18 protein-coding genes are annotated in these 19,391 nt (G+C 36.8%); 8 read left to right on the top strand and 10 right to left on the bottom strand.

Annotated features, from left to right (window positions below; all coding sequences use genetic code 11):
* Nucleotides 1–59 precede the first annotated feature (59 nt).
* The 3 genes from ACX9YW_RS01325 to parC all read left to right on the top strand — a co-directional run bounded on the left by ACX9YW_RS01325 (nucleotide 60) and on the right by parC (nucleotide 5,189).
* Nucleotides 60–473: a CoA-binding protein gene (locus ACX9YW_RS01325; protein ID WP_460341252.1), complete on the top strand. Its 414-nt coding sequence runs from the start codon at nucleotides 60–62 to the stop codon at nucleotides 471–473.
* 301 nt (nucleotides 474–774) lie between these two features.
* Nucleotides 775–2,754 carry a DNA topoisomerase IV subunit B gene (parE, locus tag ACX9YW_RS01330; protein WP_460340618.1) on the top strand — a complete coding sequence of 660 codons (1,980 nt, stop codon included), beginning with the start codon at nucleotides 775–777 and terminating at the stop codon, nucleotides 2,752–2,754.
* The gene (parC, locus tag ACX9YW_RS01335) at nucleotides 2,751–5,189 is read left to right on the top strand and encodes a DNA topoisomerase IV subunit A (protein WP_460340621.1); all 2,439 of its coding nucleotides are present in this window, start codon (nucleotides 2,751–2,753) and stop codon (nucleotides 5,187–5,189) included. The genes parE and parC overlap by 4 nt, the downstream gene beginning before the upstream one ends.
* 564 nt (nucleotides 5,190–5,753) lie before the next feature.
* Here the strand turns inward: parC and ACX9YW_RS01340 are convergent.
* Together ACX9YW_RS01340 and ACX9YW_RS01345 are read right to left on the bottom strand one after the other, a co-directional pair.
* Nucleotides 5,754–6,395, bottom strand: a complete 642-nt coding sequence (locus ACX9YW_RS01340) for a FusB/FusC family EF-G-binding protein (protein WP_460340624.1) — start codon at nucleotides 6,393–6,395, stop codon at nucleotides 5,754–5,756.
* A 121-nt stretch (nucleotides 6,396–6,516) separates the two neighbouring features.
* Nucleotides 6,517–6,792, bottom strand: a complete 276-nt coding sequence (locus ACX9YW_RS01345; protein WP_460340627.1) for a CD3324 family protein — start codon at nucleotides 6,790–6,792, stop codon at nucleotides 6,517–6,519.
* A gap of 358 nt (nucleotides 6,793–7,150) precedes the next feature.
* On the opposite strand from ACX9YW_RS01345, the gene ACX9YW_RS01350 reads away from it, so the two are divergent.
* Nucleotides 7,151–7,609 carry a hypothetical protein gene (locus ACX9YW_RS01350; protein WP_460340630.1) on the top strand — a complete coding sequence of 153 codons (459 nt, stop codon included), beginning with the start codon at nucleotides 7,151–7,153 and terminating at the stop codon, nucleotides 7,607–7,609.
* 56 nt (nucleotides 7,610–7,665) lie between these two features.
* Here the strand turns inward: ACX9YW_RS01350 and ACX9YW_RS01355 are convergent, their stop codons facing one another.
* Nucleotides 7,666–8,796 carry a metallophosphoesterase gene (locus tag ACX9YW_RS01355; protein WP_460340632.1) on the bottom strand — a complete coding sequence of 377 codons (1,131 nt, stop codon included), beginning with the start codon at nucleotides 8,794–8,796 and terminating at the stop codon, nucleotides 7,666–7,668.
* A 162-nt stretch (nucleotides 8,797–8,958) separates the two neighbouring features.
* Between ACX9YW_RS01355 and ACX9YW_RS01360 the strand changes: the two genes are divergently transcribed.
* A complete protein-coding gene (locus ACX9YW_RS01360; RefSeq protein ID WP_460340635.1) occupies nucleotides 8,959–9,945 on the top strand; it encodes a hypothetical protein in 987 nt (328 codons plus the stop codon).
* Nucleotides 9,946–9,966: 21 nt separating this feature from the next.
* Here ACX9YW_RS01360 and ACX9YW_RS01365 read toward each other — a convergent pair whose 3' ends face one another.
* Nucleotides 9,967–11,250, bottom strand: coding sequence for a serine hydrolase domain-containing protein (locus tag ACX9YW_RS01365; protein WP_460340638.1), 1,284 nt, complete (start codon nucleotides 11,248–11,250; stop codon nucleotides 9,967–9,969).
* 17 nt (nucleotides 11,251–11,267) lie between these two features.
* Nucleotides 11,268–11,732 (bottom strand): GNAT family N-acetyltransferase, encoded by a 465-nt coding sequence (locus ACX9YW_RS01370; protein ID WP_460340641.1) that lies wholly within the window; start codon nucleotides 11,730–11,732, stop codon nucleotides 11,268–11,270.
* Between the two features lie 102 nt (nucleotides 11,733–11,834).
* Here ACX9YW_RS01370 and ACX9YW_RS01375 point away from each other — a divergent pair, with 102 nt between their 5' ends.
* A complete protein-coding gene (locus ACX9YW_RS01375) occupies nucleotides 11,835–12,515 on the top strand; it encodes a hypothetical protein (protein ID WP_460340644.1) in 681 nt (226 codons plus the stop codon).
* Nucleotides 12,516–12,539: 24 nt separating this feature from the next.
* On the opposite strand, the gene ACX9YW_RS01380 is transcribed toward ACX9YW_RS01375, so the two are convergent.
* Complete coding sequence (locus tag ACX9YW_RS01380; protein ID WP_460340647.1) at nucleotides 12,540–14,366, bottom strand: S9 family peptidase; 1,827 nt, start codon at nucleotides 14,364–14,366, stop codon at nucleotides 12,540–12,542.
* A 151-nt stretch (nucleotides 14,367–14,517) separates the two neighbouring features.
* Between ACX9YW_RS01380 and ACX9YW_RS01385 the strand changes: the two genes are divergently transcribed.
* Nucleotides 14,518–15,663: a glycosyl hydrolase family 18 protein gene (locus ACX9YW_RS01385; RefSeq protein ID WP_460340650.1), complete on the top strand. Its 1,146-nt coding sequence runs from the start codon at nucleotides 14,518–14,520 to the stop codon at nucleotides 15,661–15,663.
* A gap of 122 nt (nucleotides 15,664–15,785) precedes the next feature.
* Nucleotides 15,786–16,289: a hypoxanthine phosphoribosyltransferase gene (gene hpt / locus ACX9YW_RS01390; protein WP_460341255.1), complete on the top strand. Its 504-nt coding sequence runs from the start codon at nucleotides 15,786–15,788 to the stop codon at nucleotides 16,287–16,289.
* Between the two features lie 27 nt (nucleotides 16,290–16,316).
* On the opposite strand, the gene ACX9YW_RS01395 is transcribed toward hpt, so the two are convergent.
* From ACX9YW_RS01395 to ACX9YW_RS01410, 4 genes are read right to left on the bottom strand one after another with little or no spacing between them, the layout of a single operon-like run.
* On the bottom strand, nucleotides 16,317–16,586 hold the full coding sequence (locus ACX9YW_RS01395) for a DUF1292 domain-containing protein (RefSeq protein ID WP_460340653.1): 270 nt from the start codon (nucleotides 16,584–16,586) through the stop codon (nucleotides 16,317–16,319).
* 57 nt (nucleotides 16,587–16,643) lie between these two features.
* Complete coding sequence (locus ACX9YW_RS01400) at nucleotides 16,644–17,558, bottom strand: CBASS cGAMP-activated phospholipase (protein ID WP_460340655.1); 915 nt, start codon at nucleotides 17,556–17,558, stop codon at nucleotides 16,644–16,646.
* Between the two features lie 35 nt (nucleotides 17,559–17,593).
* Complete coding sequence (locus tag ACX9YW_RS01405) at nucleotides 17,594–18,202, bottom strand: response regulator (protein WP_460340657.1); 609 nt, start codon at nucleotides 18,200–18,202, stop codon at nucleotides 17,594–17,596.
* Between the two features lie 2 nt (nucleotides 18,203–18,204).
* Entirely contained in the window at nucleotides 18,205–19,335 is a 1,131-nt protein-coding gene (locus ACX9YW_RS01410) for a sensor histidine kinase (RefSeq protein ID WP_460340660.1), read from the bottom strand.
* Between the last annotated feature and the right edge of the window lie 56 nt (nucleotides 19,336–19,391).

A 19,391-nucleotide genomic window follows, 5' to 3' on the forward strand; every position in this document is an offset into this window, starting at 1 on the left:
GTAGTCATGATTTTCCTAAACAAGGTAAGATTAAGTAAAAGGATAAGATAAAGGGGTGTATTGAAATGATCAATCCTTCTCGTGAGGAATTAGGAGCGATTTTAAAAAAGGCAAAACGGATTGCTGTTGTTGGTTTAAGTGATAAAAAAGACCGGACTTCTTATATGGTTTCCGAAGCTATGCAAAAGGCAGGATTTGAAATTATTCCGGTCAACCCTAGTGCAACTGAAATACTAGGTGTTAAGGCTGTGGCTTCCTTAAAGGAAATTGACGGCCATGTAGATATCGTTAACGTTTTCCGCCGGTCTGAGTATTTATTAGATGTGGCAAAAGAATTTACCGAAATTGACGCTGATGTATTTTGGGCTCAGCAAGGTTTAGAAAATGAAGATGCCTATCAATTTCTATCAGAAAAAGGCTATACAGTTGTCATGGACCGTTGTATTAAGGTAGAACACGCATTGACAAAATAGCATTATTAGTAAAAAACATAGGTAAAAATACCTATGTTTTTGTTTTTAACAACATGACTTTCGGGTAATTATCGAAAATATGATTTGCGAAATTTGGATAAATCGCTAAAATTAACGGTAGACCGTTTATCAAACTATGGTAAGATAAAAATGACGAACGATTGTTCCTGTAAGGATTTTTTTAATTTTAAAGGAATTAGCCAAGTAACTCTCGAATACTAAAACGAAGTATAACGAGAAGTAATTATAGAGTCATTCTTTATAGATAGAGAAAAGCTTCAAAAGTGAAAGGGGTATAATTGTGGCAAAAGCAGACCAAGCCTTTGATTACAACGATGATGCCATACAGGTTCTAGAAGGTCTGGAAGCTGTCCGAAAACGACCGGGTATGTATATCGGCAGTACGGATAGCCGTGGACTTCATCATCTAGTTTATGAAATTGTGGACAATGCAGTCGACGAGGCACTGGGAGGATTTGGTGAACATATCACTGTTAAAATACATAAGGACAATTCCATTACGGTTATCGACCGCGGTCGTGGTATGCCTACAGGTATGCATAAGACGGGTAAGCCAACTCCAGAGGTTATTTTCACCATTCTTCACGCAGGTGGAAAATTCGGACAAGGTGGTTATAAAACAAGTGGTGGTTTACATGGTGTTGGTGCTTCTGTAGTAAATGCATTATCTGAAAGGCTAACGGTAACGATCAAACGAGACGGCTTTATATATGAGCAACGCTTCGAAAATGGTGGAAGACCTGTAACCACATTAGAAAAACTCGGAAAGACCAATCAAACCGGGACGACGATTCATTTTAAACCCGACCCTCTCATTTTTTCATCCACCACCTATAATTACGAAACCCTTTGCGAACGATTAAGAGAATCTGCGTTTCTTCTAAAAGGTTTGAAAATCGAAATTATTGATGAACGAAATGGTGTTCAAGATGTCTTCCATTATCAAAATGGAATTGAAGCATTTGTGCAATACTTGAATGAGGAAAAGGATGTCCTTCATCCTGTGGTAAGTTTTGAGGGAGCACAAAATGGGATTGAAGTAGATTTTGCGTTTCAATTTAATGACGGTTATTCAGAAAATGTTCTCTCCTTTGTCAATAATGTCCGTACGAAGGATGGTGGAACCCATGAAGTTGGTGCTAAAACGGCGCTTACAAGAATCTTTAATGAATATGCCAGAAAAGTAGCCCTTTTAAAAGAAAAGGATAAAAACCTCGATGGTTCCGATATCCGTGAAGGATTATCAGCTGTCATATCGGTACGTATACCAGAAGAAATGCTCCAGTTCGAAGGGCAAACGAAAGGAAAGCTAGGGACAAGTGAAGCAAGATCTGCTGTAGATGCAGTGGTCTCCGAACAACTTTCGTATTTCCTAGAAGAAAATCCAGACATCAGCTCATTACTAATAAAAAAATCGATTAAGGCCTATCAAGCAAGAGAAGCGGCACGGAAAGCCCGGGAGGAAGCACGCAGTGATAAAAAACGAAAGCGTTCTGATGCTTTGTTATCTGGCAAATTAACACCTGCACAATCACGCAATCCACAGAAAAATGAACTGTACCTTGTGGAGGGCGACTCAGCGGGAGGCTCGGCAAAGCAAGGTCGTGATCGTCGTTTTCAAGCAGTTCTTCCACTGCGAGGGAAAGTCATTAATACTGAAAAGGCCAAGCTATCAGACATTTTTAAGAATGAAGAAATTAATACGATTATTCATACAATCGGTGGCGGTGTTGGTGCCGATTTTACAATTGAAGATGTTAACTATGATAAAGTCATTATCATGACAGACGCTGATACGGATGGAGCTCACATCCAAGTTCTATTACTCACCTTTTTCTATCGTTACATGAAGCCTTTAATTGAAGCAGGGAAAGTATTTATTGCCCTCCCACCGCTTTATAAGGTAAGTAAAGGCACTGGTAAGAAGGAAATTATTGAATATGCTTGGAGTGAAGTCGACCTTAAAGATGCGATTAAAAAGGTCGGAAAAGGGTATATGATTCAGCGCTATAAAGGGCTTGGTGAAATGAATGCGGATCAGTTATGGGAGACAACGATGGACCCAGAACATCGTACGCTTATTCGGGTTCAAATTGATGATGCTGCCCGTGCTGAACGCCGAGTCACAACCTTGATGGGCGATAAAGTTGAACCACGCCGGAAATGGATTGAATCCAATGTGGCTTTTGGATTAGAAGAGGATAGCAATATTTTAGAAAATGAAAATATCTCAAATGCTGAGGAGGGAGCGGAAGGATGATTATTGGGGAAAAATTTCGTAATCTCCCTCTCGAGGAAGTTATAGGCGACCGCTTCGGCCGTTACAGTAAATATATTATTCAAGACCGTGCCTTACCTGATGCACGCGATGGCTTAAAACCGGTACAACGCAGAATTTTATATGCGATGCATGTTGAAGGAAATACTCACGATAAGGGATTTCGTAAATCTGCAAAAACAGTCGGAAATGTAATTGGTAACTATCATCCGCACGGAGATTCTTCCGTATACGAGGCAATGGTTCGGATGAGTCAAGATTGGAAACTTCGCAATTTGCTGATTGAAATGCATGGAAATAACGGAAGTGTCGATGGGGATCCACCGGCAGCGATGCGTTATACCGAAGCAAGACTCTCGGCAATTGCTGGAGAACTGATTCGGGATATTGATAAAGAAACGGTTGACCTAGTACCGAATTTCGATGATACTTCCAATGAACCTACCGTATTACCCGCCATGTATCCTAATCTGTTAGTAAACGGCTCAACAGGAATATCTGCCGGATATGCGACCGATATCCCACCACATCATCTAGGCGAGGTGATTGACGCGGTCATCATGAAGATGGATCGGCCTGACGTTTCGATAGATGAATTAATGACCGTCATCAAAGGACCAGATTTTCCAACAGGTGGGATCATCCAAGGGATAGAAGGAATTAAGCGAGCCTATGAAACTGGTAAAGGGAAAATCATTATCCGCTCAAAAACAGAAATCGAAGAAATTCGTGGTGGGAAGCAGCAAATTGTTATAACTGAAATTCCTTACGAAGTAAACAAAGCCAATTTAGTAAAGAAAATCGATGAGTTACGTTTCGATCGTAAAGTAGAGGGGATATCCGAAGTCCGCGATGAAACTGACCGTACAGGGCTTCGAATCGTCATTGAGTTGAAGAAAGATGCCAATGCAGAAGGTGTCTTACACTTCCTATTTAAAAATAGTGACCTACAAGTTACCTATAATTTTAACATGGTCGCGATTAATCATCGCCGCCCAATGCTGATGGGGCTTCGTGAGCTATTAAGTGCCTATATTGACCACCAAAAAGAGGTGGTGACTAGAAGATCACAGTATGAACTCCGAAAAGCCAAGGAACGTGAGCATATAGTCGAAGGTTTAATAAAAGCCATCTCGATACTTGATGAAGTAATTTCCACCATCCGTGCATCAAAAGACAAACGGAATGCAAAAGATAATTTAATTGCTAAATTTAAGTTTACCGAACCACAAGCTGAGGCGATTGTCTCCTTGCAGCTTTATCGTTTAACCAATACCGATATTACCGCACTACAAAACGAAGCGAATGAATTAGCAAAGAAAATAGAAGAATTAACTTCGATATTAAACAGTGAAGCAAAGCTGATAGCGGTGATTAAAAAAGACCTTAAAGAAATCAAAAAGAAATATGCCGATGACAGAAGATCCAAGATTGAAGCTGAAATTGAAGAAATTAAAATCAACCTAGATGTCATGATTGCCATCGAGGATGTCATCGTAACGATAACAAAGGAAGGCTATGTCAAACGAACTAGCCAACGTTCCTATTCGGCCTCAAACGGTCAGGACCTGGCCATGAAAGACACAGACCGTCTCTTAGCTAAGCTCGATATGAGTACGACCGATGTGTTACTTTTATTTACGAATAAAGGGAATTATTTATACTGTCCAGTACATGAATTACCTGATATTCGCTGGAAGGATCTCGGTCAGCATGTCGCAAATATCATTCAAATTGATCGCGATGAAACAATCGTTAAGGCGATTCCGATTAAAGATTTTGATTCAACTGGTTATTTATTATTTGTTACAAAACAAGGCATGGTTAAAAAGACCGAATTAACTCAATACAAGGCACAAAGATACTCAAAACCACTTGTTGCAATCAATTTAAAGAAAAATGATGAAGTAGTGGATGTTCACTTAACTGACGGAACAAATGATCTCTTTTTAGTTACTTCCTCAGGTTACGCACTATGGTTCCAAGAGGAAGAAGTAGGTGTCGTTGGAGCTAGAGCCGCAGGAGTTAAGGGAATTAACTTGAAAGATGATGATTCTATTATTGGTGGCAAGATATTTGCCGCTGGAGAATCAAAAGCCATTGTTGTTGCCACACAGCGTGGATCGGTTAAAAAAATGAAACTATCTGAATTTGATCGTGCGACTAGAGCGAAACGTGGAGTCGTTATTCTCCGAGAACTAAAAACCAACCCTCATCGTATAATTGGTTTAGTACTAGGGAATGATGCGGATACAATCTTTTTACAGACTGAAAAAGGTGTAATGGAAAGTGTTCAGGTTTCGTCACTAAAATATACTGACCGTTATACAAATGGTTCCTTTATTATCGATGAATCCGAAAGTGGACTGACAAAGGAACTGTGGATTGTTGAAAACGAAGGCAAAGGGAATGAATAAGTTTTTTTGACTGGCTCTAACCGAGCCAGTCTATTTTTTTGAAACTGGTGAAGTGGTGTAGAGGAGAATTTTGGTGTCATAATAATATTATGTAAACTAAATGAGATGAAAAATTGGCTGTTTGAAAGTTTGCGAACACTGGTTAAGTTATATATGAAATATTTTTTCAGGCACAGGCAAATTCGGGCATAGAATCCGTTATTTTAAAATTCACAGTGAGATTTTGTCTAAAAATAAGCAAATAACAGATTCTATGTCCGGAAAATCTAGAATTTACTGAAATTAGCTTAATAGCTGAACCAATGTCCGCAAAAGTGCTTTCTTTCATTTTTCATCTCACTATCAAGAGTAAACTTGCATTATGAGACCCACCTTCATTTTTTCACTCAACTACCTAGAATAGATATTATGTAAACTAGATAAAAATTATAAACTTATTAATAGTTACCTATTGATATACCCTACTCCCACAATAAAAAAGAGCCTCTATTAATGGCTCTTTAGTTTACTATCGATTTATTAGGTTTTCAAATCGTTCAAACTTGTTCTACTAATATAAATTCATTACTTTTTCATCACCAGTTCAACAAACGCTTCTAATTTAGACAATGATGTAATTTGATTGTTACATTTCTGATAATCCGTGCAAATATAGTTTCCGCGTTTCGTATAGGTGCCTTGTATAGCGCCTTTTGTTTCACTTAGGAACATCGATACATTCCCATGACGATTACAAATTGTACAGACTCCCTTTTGGGTTACAGGACTTAATGTTCCCTGGATACCAATTAGTTTTTGTTGAACAGGAACAATCAAATAATATTTGCTGGCTCCTTTGTCATTCCATGCAAGATAAGATATGGAACTCCAGTCAATTTTATTTAAATCGGGAACCTTTAATTTTTTTGCCTTTGGAAATAGCTTTTTTATTCCTTGTTCACTTAGGCGGGAAAATTCAATCACATATGGCTTAAGATCCGATAAAAAACGATCCCTTTGCGCTGGATTTTCTACTTCATTTATTCGATAAAGTAGACTTCTGTATTCCGACTGTATATTTTCAAATTTATGGAAAACCTTGTCACTAGCTAATGCTTTTAAGGCTTTTCGAACATTGATATCGTTAGATGTGGCATATCCATTCACAATATTCTCCACTTGTTGTTTGATAAAATTATATTGGTCAATTCTAATAAATGCTTCCATTTCGTTTACCTCCAATACCCTCAATATGACTCTCTTATTTTAATTGCACTTAGACTCCAATAATAGGTAACAAACAAATAGGAAATAAAGTATACATAAAAACGGATAACCGTATATACGATTATCCGCTAATTTTCAGTTTTCGATTATATACAATTTTTTTGATGGTTTCGGTAGATAGAAAGAACTCATCAGCAAGCTCTTCAATGGATTTTCCCGACAAAAAAGACTGTTTAATCACGAGATTCCGTTGATTGATTTCTTCTCTGCCCCCTGAAACACTTCCCCATTTCTTATGGTTATCTTTTGATTTGGGTATATAAATCGTTTCACCTTGTACGTATTTTTGAATTTCATTAATAAGGAATTCAGGTAATAATTCCGTAGCTTTTTTCATCTCACAATTGCCCCTTTTTTCATGATTAGTTGAAAATAAGGTGCAAAGCCTAGGAAATTAAAAGCTTACTTGGGCGATTTACAAATGAATAATCAACCCCATGCAAAGTATCGCCTTTCCCATACTAGGCTTTGCATGAGTGAATGAAGTGTTAGGCTTTAGACTAACAGCCATCCGAACAACCTCCTCTATCCTTGCTACATCCAACAATACCATTTAATAAAAAAAAACACAAAATATTATGGAATAAGTGACCATAATTTGCCCAAATGACTACTATTTAACCTTTAATAAACCCCTATAAATAAGAGAGGCATTTCGTATTGTTTTAAGTGAGTATAAAGTTGGAGGATTTAACATGATCAATACACCTAAGAAAAACTCAACTACAAAAAATGAATTTCAATTGGATTACGTCGCTAATTCATTAATGAAGATGGTTCAGCAAAAGATTGAACGATGGATAATGTTAAAGAATCGTTTTAAAGAAGGATTAATCCAGAAGATTAACTCCCTTCAAAAAATGGATGGAATCTCTTTTTGGAAAATAAATTGGAAACTAAATCGTCTAGCTGTGAAAGGTATTCCGGAAGAGACACTAAAAAACGGGAAGATTGTGATTTCACTACCCAAAAAACAATCAATCGGGTACGCTTCGCCATATGAGAAGAAATTTATCGAAAAAACGATAAATGAATTGGAAGGATTTGATAATTTAAGATTAAGTCAATTCCATAGTTACACACCTATATACTTAGAAAAGAAAAACGGTTATGACATTGTAAGATGGATTGAGATTGAGATAACCGAATTATAAAATAAAAAGGGATAAGAGATTAGGAAAAATCATTTCTCTTATCCTGCTTAGCTTCTTTATTTAAATGATTGTAAGATCCTGCCATGATCATATTTAAGTATTTTCATTACTAATGGATCCTTCGGTAACAACGGTATTTTTTGCTGATTGACGGTTCGAAATATCGATTGAACAGATGATTGGCTATCAAACACGTCCCACTTCTCTCCCGCTTTTTCCAGTTGCAAATCAATGATTCCAAGATGATTTCCCCAAAATCCCGCTTGAACAGCTGGTGTCCCGTTAATGGTGCCTTTAGAATGATCAATTCCAACTACCTTATTTCCATCACTTTTATTCGGAAACAGAGAGTGGCTGTGACCGTAAAGAATCGCATTTATTCCTTTAACCTGACTTAAAGAATACACCGAATTCCCCCATTTTTGCCCATTTAGACCCTCATCCGCAGTTAAACCAACATGAGCTAGAACGACAATAATATCTGCCCCTTTACTTTTCATAAGTGGTACAAAGTGTTCTGCAGTCTGGCGCATGTTTTTTATTTTGATTTTCCCATTAAAAACTTCCCGATCCCATATCGCAGCAATAGGCGTTATTAGACCGATAACTCCTATTTTGACTTTATGTTTTTTCCCAAGTGTATCGACAAAATGCTTTTCTAATATAAGATATGGATTAAAAAAGTTAATATCATCTCCCTCATATTGATTTCGATCGTCGATATAAATATTGGCATTTACAAATGGAAAGGTAGCCCCCGCCATACTACCAGTTAAAAAATCTAAACCATAATTAAATTCGTGATTGCCAACGGTTGCAGCGTCGTACTTCAAGGCGTTCATGACTTTATAAACTGGGTGAACACTCATCCAATTAAACAAATAACATCGGAAAGCATACTTTGCTAAAGTGTTCCCAACGATTGCATCGCCAACATCGAACAGTAATGTATTCTGATTCTCTTGCCTTGATTTCTTGATGAGGGAAGATGTCCATTCCAACCCATATTCGACTTTTTCCTCATTCGTTTCATAATCATATCCGAGCATTCTGGCATGTAAATCAGTTGTCTCCATAATTCGTACCTTCATGATAGGTTCATCGGCGTATGAACTAGTAGCGTTAGTAAAAACGCTGATAATGGCAATAAAAATAGAGAAAATCACTTTGGTCGTTTCCTTAAACATGATATCCCCCCAGTTCAAGAAAATTATGGTTGTCTTATTCTTTCTTAATTTCCAAAAAATAATCGAATACCACTAAATTTACTCTAAAAGGCAACTCGTCCACACCATTTTCAAAAGCATCCCATTTAATAGTATATAAAAGTAAAAGGGGATATTCATCATATGAAAATGAATAGAATCAATCACGATGATGTGGATGATTTCTCCTATTGCGATTGTAATTGCATATGTGAGAAATCAGAAGAAGACAATTGCCTATGCGGCTGCGACTGTGATTGCGTATCCGTTAAACTAGTTACTGGAAATCAAATTAAGAAGTTTATAACGACTGTGCCACATATTCCAATTAAATTACCAAGGAAGGCGGGTTCTAAAGAAATACCGAACGATACTCCTATTAAAGTAAAGGTTCCACGTAGTCATATTTGTCACAACACCCCAAATGGCCCACTTCAAACGGTCATTTGTGAACCAGAAATTCTGAATCCAAAATGCGTCAAACATGGTGTTATTAACGTCTGTGTGCTAATTCTCCCAGGTGCTAAGGTTGGAAGAATGGAAAAATCCTCTGAAATACCGAGTAGGGTCAGAACGGATTTCGAAGCGGCTAATTCCATTTGGAGACAAGATATGAATGGAGGTAAACAAGGAGTTACTTTTAAAGTGACTAACATTCACTTTGTTAACAGTGGACTTAAAGGAATTGGTGAAAATGTTCAAGATTTTCCGTGGAAAAAGGAACAAATAGAAGATTTGTTTTTAAGTGAAGGAAAACGACTTTTTCCCTCTGCAGATGTGTATATTTTTTATATGAATGGTCAGCATATTGGACCTACTTTATCCAATGGTGCCAGAACCGTCGCGATTACATTTCGAAATTTCCCTGTCATCATCATGTCAAATGGAGCCAAAGTTAATCAATACATTCTTGCCCATGAGTTAGGTCATTTCATGTACCTGAATAATCTAATGGAATACTCATTTGACCCTCATCCCTTTCCATTAGATCCAGATCATAATGTCGATCCGTCGAATATCATGTATCCCACTAGTGACTACTGGCCCTCACACTCAAAACCTCCCACCATTACCCCCGCACAAATTAGGAAGGCATTGAATGCCCGATTCTTCTATCAAAATGAAAAGTAGGTGGACAACCCACCTACTTTTCTAATTTGCTCTTAGTAGCATTCTTGATCCATTAAATAATGCCCAAGGCTGTCCGTTATCTTGAAAATAAAATTTCATCGCTTTTCCTGATTTTAATACGACCCTATCAGGTTCACTCATTCTTAGTTCAAATGCTGTTCCGTCCATTTCAGCTATTAATACTCCATTCACTAATTGAATGAGAGTTGTACTACCTTCTTTAGAGATATACTTGCCTTCTAATATTCTTTTTTCTTCTATCTGTGGTTCATAAGAAGGCTCATAGCTTGCCCGATAATCGAATGGTAATCCTAAAACAGCATTAACGGCCGCATACCAAATATCGCCTACATTTACCCCTCCAACATTGGTTAATACCGTTACTACGATATTCTTTTCTGGAATAAAACCAAAATGTGAGGATACTCCAGGTTGTCCTCCATTATGATGAACAAGAGTAACATTTTTTTGATAATTTGGGCTAACATTTAAAGCATACCCATAGTACGAATCCCTACCATATTGAATGACTGGTTGCCACATCTTTTTCGTGAAATCAAACTCTTCATCGAGAAAAATATGACCATAATTTAATAAATCCACTATATTAGAACGAATTCCACCGCCAACCTCGTAATTGCCTAATGTTGGCCAATCTACCATTTCTAGTCGATTTGTTTTTGGATTAAAATTGTATGGAATTGACACATTTTCCATTTTTCTTAATTGGTCTAAATTAAATGTCGACCTTGTCATGTCTCTTGCGTCGAGAAAATAACTCTTCATATAGCTTCGATATGGTTGACAGGTTAACTTTTCAATAATTGCTCCTAGGAGTAGAAAAGTATCATTACAATAGCTAAAATATTCACCTGGTTCACCCAATATATCATTATCTGCTTGTGCCATGTATTTCATATGTTCACTAAATTGGCATAGCTCCTCTTTTCGTTCCATTGGGGCTAGTCCTGTTGTATGACTTAGTAGGTGATGAACTTTAATTGCACCTATATTTTGGACTCCTTTGATTGTTAAGTCGGGGAGATGTTTAGTTACTGGGTCCATTACTGATAGCAGCCCTCTATCTTCTAATTCTAGAATCGCTAGTGCTGTAAATGATTTTGTCACAGACGCGATACCAAAGATGGTTTCCGGTGTAACGGGTAACTGCAAACCGATGTCTCTAAATCCAAATCCTTTTTGAAAAATCGCCTTCCCATTTTGGGAAATTCCTATTGCTAAACCGGCTATGTGCTCCTCGTCCATTTTCTGAGTTATAAACGCTTCTAGCTTATCGTTATTCATAAAATGTCCCACCCCTCCTAATCGATTTCATAAACTAACCAATCCGATACTTTTCCACCCATTTTATGATATAAGGATTGGGCAATATGATTGTCCTTTGCTGTTTCCCACGTCATATAAGCGAATTGATTTTCGCGAATATACGATAAACAATGTTGAAATAATCTCTCGCCAATTTTTTCTCCACGACCCATTTCAGCCACAAATAAATCGTTTAAAATTGCTGCCTTTTTGACCTGAAGCGTACTAAAGGTAAAATAAAGTGTAGCAAAACCGAGTAGTACTCCTTCTCTTTCAGCGACAAATTGTTGACCACTCGTTGGGTGGTCAATTAAATGGTTGATCAAATTTATCAGTTCCTGTTTTTCAGGCTGGGGCCGATGATAAAAATCAACAATATATTGAACCATTAGAATGTATAGCTGATCTTGGTCTTCTTTCATGACTGGTCTTATTGTCATTTTGTGTAATGTATTTTCCATTATAAGATCACTCCGTTAGGTTTTTTGAATAATGACATAAATTAAAGGTATTTTCGCTCCAATATCGAATAAGATTTTATGTGAATGGAGTGATGATGTATTTTGAAATCAATAATAATTAAAGGCTTATTAAAAATCTTGTTTCATCCCTCGCCCGAAATTAAGGTAAACAAACAAGAAGAACAGTTATTTAACGATTTGTTTAAAAGCTCATCCAACAAACCGGATAAGCTGATAGAGTATAACCTCCCAATACCAAAATACAAGTTTTTGAGTTATTTAGCCCAACATCAGTCAATTGTCTTTCATGGCTCAAACAATAAGCAAATTGAAAAATTTGAACCACGCCCCCAAACCTTATATGATGGGAAAATGGCTACTGCGGTATTTGCGACAAAAGATCCAATATGGACGATGTTTTATGCTGTCTTAAATAAAGATAAAGTCGTTCATAACATTCGAAACGGTTCCATTTCAACTGATGGCGAACAGACGTTTCATTTTTATTCTCTTACCAAGCCTACATTTACAAATAATCCTTGGACAAGCGGAATGATCTATTTATTACCCGAAGATACCTTTACCCATATCGGTAAAGGTGTTATCCAATTCAGCGAGTGGATAAGCGAGAATGAAGTGTCACCAATTGCAAAAATAGAAGTTGAACCACGAGATTTCTATTTTTTAAATAAAGTCGCTACCCATCAACCTAACGAATCCGTACTTAAATCATGGTTGCTCTACAAATCTAGGCTATTTTTTATGAAAAAGCCAACTAACTAGAGTTGGCTTTTTCAATTGTCCTAACTAATTTAGGTACTGGTTTAAAAATTCCAAAATCGCCCCGTACCCTTTAATCCGATTTTCTTTTTTCATAAATCCATGGCCTTCATCAGGAAAAACGATATATTCTACAGGGACGTTGTTTTTCTCAAGTGCCGCGACTATTTCGTCGGATTCGACCTTTAACACGCGAGGGTCATTGGCACCCTGTAACACGATTAATGGCTTGGTAATGTTATCGGCATGAAATAATGGTGAAATGCTGCGAATATATTCCGTTTGCGTGTACGGGTTTCCAAGCTTCTTGTATAGGGCATCGCGATGGCCTTCCCACCAAGCTGGGATACTCTTTAACGTTCTCTCCCAATTAGCTACACCAAAAATATCCACCCCAACCTTAAATTCTTCGGGTCTAAACGCTAATGCAGCCAACACCATATAGCCACCATAGCTACCACCGATAATACCGATTTTTTCACTATCGATATAATCTAGGCTCTGTAAAAATGTTTTCCCTTGAATGCAATCCTCTAAGTCAATTTCTCCATGCTTTAAATCGGCTGCGCTAAAGAATGTTTTCCCATATCCAGAACTACCACGATTATTGACAGCTAATACAGCATACCCATGATTGGCCAAATATTGGAAAAGTGGATTAAAATCTGTACGCGATTGCCCACCCGGACCACCATGGACAAAAACAAGTCCTGGGGCTTTTTCCTCAGTCCTTCTAACAGGGGGATAAAAAATCGCCGGTATTTCCAACCCATCAAACGATTGGTACCTTATCACTTCAGCTTCAATTAAATCTGCCGCATCAATTTCTGGATTAAGTGAATTCGTTAGTCTTTTTAAATCTTTAGTTTCAAGTTGATACGAAAATAAATTATTGGGCGAATCAGAGCTATTAAACAAAAAGGTCACAAGTTTCTCACTTTTTGACATTTTTACATTTCCCATTTGACCTTTAGGAAGACCCAGCAGCTCCAGATACTTATTTGTAGAAAGCTCCAAAATCTTCGCGTCGGTGCTCCCATCATTATTTACTCCATAGATGAGATAGGTTCCATTTTCCGAAAGTCTTGCAAAGGAAATATCCCAATTCTCTCTAATTACTTCCTTAACCACGCCGGAGGATATTTTGTAGCTCTTTAAATGAAGAAATTCATCCAGTTCATCAGTTAAAAAATATAGGTCCTTCGAATCATTGCTAAACAGCCTGGACATGAACTGAATATCTCCTTCATGTTTGCTAATATGTTTTAAGGCTTCAGTTTGACGATCAAACAAATACATATTTGAATCATTTGCATTACGAATTTTGTCTAGTGCAATATATCGTTTATCTGGAGAAATCGAGCCGAATTCATAGCCATCGTTATTTGTAAATAAGCAGGTCGAATCAAACGTTTCACAGTCCATTTCGTACACATCCATAAAGCTTGGATTACGTTTATTAGATCCGTAGAAAAAGCTTTTCCCATCCTTACTCCAACTGTAAAACTCTGCCCGTTCCTCTGCTCCAGGAGTTAAATCAACTGTTGTTCCATCTTCATTTCGCACATAAAGATGCAAAATCTCGTTTCCACCTTTATCACTTGTGTATAAAATACGATTGTCTTTTGGGAAAAAGGATAGCGCAAAAACGCCATTATCTTTTGAATAGGTTAGCTGTGTTTGAACTCCATCTTCAATGGTTACTTGATAGGCATTAAAAACACCGGTTTTATCACTGGAATACAAAACATATTTCTCATCAAAAGATATAGAATTTAATTCAATGGATTCCGACCCAATAAACTGTTCAATGGTGTACTTTTTAACAGATTCGGTTTTGGCTTTGTTTGACATGGCTTTTTCTCACTCCTTTTTTTAACTGTAGATAATATATTCGCTAATTAGTGAAAAAAGCCTTTTGCATTTAAGAATAAATTACCAGCCATATGCATCTATTTTTTTGTTACAATTTTAGTAGATTTATTATTTAAGGGGGAATATAACCATGCAAAAACGTGTAATCCTCCTTTTGCTAATTATAGCCATTACGTTTACCGGAGGATTTTTTTCAGGAATAACGTTTACTAAGAATCAAAAACCAGAACTCTTTACGATAGATTCTTTACCTAAATCGACCAAAAAGCCTATCATAAAACAAGTACCCGTTGTTCAAAAGGATTCACAAAAGGTTCTAATGGGTTATGTACAAGATTTTCGTGATCCAACTAAAATAGATTACAGTCATCTTACTCATATCATTTTTTCATTTGCTCATCCTACAAAGGATGGTCAACTTCTCATGAGTGGAGATTGGGCACTCCAAAACTTAAGAACAATGGTTTCAAAGGCACATGAGCATGATACTAAGGTCATTCTTGCAATCGGTGGCTGGTATCACATCTCCGGGGGAGAATCGTACGATTATTTCAAGCCAGCTATTTCCAATCCGTCATCAAGAACTAAGCTGGTCAATGAAATTATCCAAGCAGTCGACCGCGAAAATTTGGACGGTATTGATATCGATTTTGAACATCCACGATCCCCGATAGATGCTCAAAATTTAACTGCCTTTGCAAAAGACCTAAGCACAAAGCTTCATGCAAAAAATAAACAATTGTCGATCGCTGTGAATGCCAAGGTGCATAGTGTAGCTGGTACTGAAATTAATAATGTAGTGTACCAACCAAAAATGTTTGAATATGTCGACCATGTTAATATTATGGCCTATGATGGACAATGGGATGGCGGATATAATGCTAAAAATTTATCCCCTTATCCCTATACTAGAAATATCGTTCACTATTGGACAACATTATTTAATAACCATAATCTCCCTACCGATAAGCTTGTACTAGGTGTCCCATCCTATGCACAGCCGTTTAACCCTAAAAAGAAACAGGTCTCCTATGCTTCCATCATCAATAAAAATACAGCATACGCTTACCGTGATACCGTTAGAATGAACGGAACGACTTATTACTATAATGGTGCATCGACCATCCAAAAGAAAACAAATTTAGCTCTTGAAAAGGGATTTGGAGGAATGATGATTTGGGAGCTTGGTCAAGATTCGACCAGTTTGCATTCCTTAACTAAAACGATGGCTAAAATAATCAAAAAAGCAAATCTTTATGCACAGAATACAAATTAGAATGAGAAGGTCAAACCTTCTCTTTTTCTTGTTTTTTGATAGAAAATTGTCATAATAAGAATGGGTTAAAACATTCTAAATGAAAGCAGGTAAAAGAATTGTCATACAAAGTAAAAGATACGATGATATCGGCGGATGAAATTTCTAAAAGAGTGAAGGAACTTTCTAAAGAGATTGAAAATGACTTTCAAAATGAACCAATTATGCTAATCGTAGTTTTAAAAGGGTCCTTTGTTTTTGCTGCTGACTTAATCCGTGAAATGAAAGGCGATATTAATGTCGATTTTATTTCTGTTTCTAGCTACAGCAACCAAACAGAATCAACAGGGAAAGTGAAACTATTAAAGGACTTGGATGAGGATATCACCGATAAAAATGTCGTCATTATTGAGGACATTATCGACAGCGGACTAACCTTACATTTCTTACGTGACCATCTTCAAATGCATAAACCAAAAAGTATCAAAATTTGCACCCTTTTAGACAAACCTGAAAGAAGAAAAGTGGACATATCAGTCGATTATGTCGGTTTTGTCATTCCAGATGAGTTTATTGTTGGCTATGGCATTGATTATGCTCAAAAGTATCGAAATCTCCCTTATATTGCAACAGTAGATAAAATCTAAATAAAAAAAGAGAGGTACCCCCTCTCTTTATTCTTCATCCTCTAGTAATTCATCAAAGGCAGCGGCAACCTTATCAAACTCTTCATCGCTCTCAATAGCCGCAAAATCCCCTTCTTCATCCACTTTTAAAAAGAAAATATCAATATCTTCTTCTGTTTCCTCTTTTAAATCTTCCACAAAACTAACCGCAACGTAATCAATACCATTCAAATTGATCGTTGCTAATACTTCAACCTCTTGTTCATCATCATTTTCATCGCTTATTGTAAAAATTTCGCCAACTTCGATTTTTTCCATTGCTTAACTCTCCCTTTTATTAATTTTTTCAATCCATTCTTAAATTCACCTTAAACTTTATTTTTCATCCAAAAAACGTAAGATAGCATCTCTTTTTTTTCGATAAAGCTGTTTACCAAGTTCGAGCAATATATCCTTTGACCATACTTCATCAAAGGAAACCTCTTCGCCTAAATCTTCATTTATCCGTAAATATCGATCTTTTAATAATAACTGGCAATGATAAGAAATCGACTCTGATGATAAATGTAGGGCCAAATCAATCAATTTGGGTGTCACTCTCATAGTAGGTAAATGAAATGGCAACCATAAATTAACTCCCCATTTTTTTCCTTTAGAAATGGAAAAGTCAATTCTTTGAAGACCCGTACCAAGTGACAAAATATGTATTTCATCTAGATGTTTATGAAAATGATTAACAGCTTCAGTAATGCATACTAAGGAAGGATTGTTTGCCCATAATCCGCCATCGACCGATAAATATTCATTTCCAACATTATTTGGAGGAAAATAAACAGGTGCCGAACAGGATGAAAGTACTGCATCCCACAGTTTAATCGATAAATCTTTACTTTCAGGATTTCCAAAATTGGAGCGATAAATAAACGGTCGCCCATGTGTAATATCTACGGTTGGGATTAACAGAGGTTTCTGAATATCTTCTAAAGTCACTTCTCCAAACGAATTTTTTAATAAACGTCGTAAATATCGGTCCGTATATACATGTTTAAATAATCCGACGGTAGCTTGTTTGGTAAATATTTTTTCTCCAAATTGTAGATAATTCTGTAGAACTTGTTCCATTTCGATACCTAAGGCAGTTGATGCGGCAATGATCGAACCAGTACTTGTCCCAGCGATACCATCAAAAGATTCACCAATTGGTTTTTGAAGCTCTTCTTCTAATGCTTGTAAAACGATAACAGCCAGAATACCACGAATGCCACCGCCATCTATGCAAAGCATCCTCATTCATTTCACCTATTTGTGTTTTTCCCTATTATTCCCTAGAGGCGTTTCTTAAACCAGCCTTTTTCTTTTGATTGAGTAATTGCCTCAATCCTGTTTGTCACCTCAAGCTTATCTAAGATAGCGGAAATATAATTACGAACGGTTCCAGTTGTAATGGTTAACTGACTAGCAATTTCTTTTGTGTTCTTTCCATCGGCCACAAGCTCCAACACTTCCATCTCCCGGTCTGTTAACGGATTTTCTTCACTATAAAAATCATCCATTAACTCAGGGGCATAGATTCTTTTGCCTGCCATGACCCTTCGAATCGAGCTGGCTAATTCTTCACTGGGACTATCCTTTAATAAATAGCCACAGACTCCAGCCTTTAAAGCGCGTTGAAAATAGCCTGTTCGAGCAAATGTCGTTAAGATAATCACCTTGCAACCGATCCCTTTTAATTCCTCCGCCGCTTCAAGTCCGGTTTTTTCGGGCATTTCAATATCCATAATACAAATATCCGGTTGGTGTTGTTTCACTAGATCTATTGCTTCTTGACCATTACAGGCTTGGCCAACTACCTCCATATCCTCTTCTAAATTAAGTAATGAACCTAAGGCACCTAACATCATCCGTTGATCCTCGGCAATAACAATTCGAATCATTTTTATATTCCCCCTTCCGTTTGTTTGATTACAGTAGGTACTATTATTGTAATCGTCGTTCCATCTACACAATCAATTTCTAATATCCCATTAACAAATTCAAGCCGTTCTCTCATCCCTATTAAGCCCGAGCCTTTATCTATTTCTTTCCCTTCACTAATGCCAATTCCATTATCGGTAACCGTTATTCGTATATCATTGCTTGTTTGCTCAATTATGATTAGACAGAAAGTTGCTTGACTATGCTTGACAACGTTATTTACCGCTTCTTTTAAACACATACTTAAAATATTTTCTAAAAAAAGAGAAACATTGGTTAATTTCGATTTTTCATCATAAATAAATTCAATTTGGGCCGCTTGAAGTAGTTGCTTCACTCTTACCAACTCCTCCTTCAACCGGATTCCCCGCATTTGGGAAACCATCTGCCGAACTTCATTTAATGCGGTTCTTGCTGTCTGCTGAACATCCTTTAATTCATCTTTTGCTTTATCGGGGTCTTTACCGATTAGCCGAGCGGCCAAATCACTTTTTAAGCCAATCAGTGATAGTTTTTGCCCTAATGTGTCGTGTAAATCTCTAGCAATCCGTTGACGCTCTTCTTGCTTGACCAACTCAGCAATTTTTTTGTTAGCATCCTCAAGTTGGAGTTCAAGCTGTTCTTGCTTCATTTTATTCTTTAAATTAAATGGTAGAAGAATTGCACTAATCCAAATAATAATGATAAACGGTAACTGTTTCAAAAATAATGTTTCCTGCGAAATAACATTATAGTTAATGGAAACAGTTGCAGAAATTAAATGGACAATATAAACAACAAAGAACGGAATTTGATTTTTGATTTTCCCGTTATAAAAGGCAATAAAAAAAGCAAAGTACACATATTGAAATAGAATCGCCATCGCCGTACTAATCACAATCAAAATACTAGACCATAAATAAACCGGCCATTTTTTAGACAAAAAGGCGAACCGATAGGAAATAAAGAAGATTACCGTTAAAATAATTCCAACAACCATTTCAAGGGTTGAAGGTGACTGAAAAATAAAATAAAACGGCAATATACTAAAGACACTCCAAATATAAGGAGAGATACCAGAGCTTTTCAAAAAGCTCAAATACTTCTTAAACATGACATAACCTCATTTTAATTAAATTAGCTTATCGCTATTTTAACATAAACACAAAA

It is taken from the genome of Pseudoneobacillus rhizolycopersici (assembly GCF_054786815.1).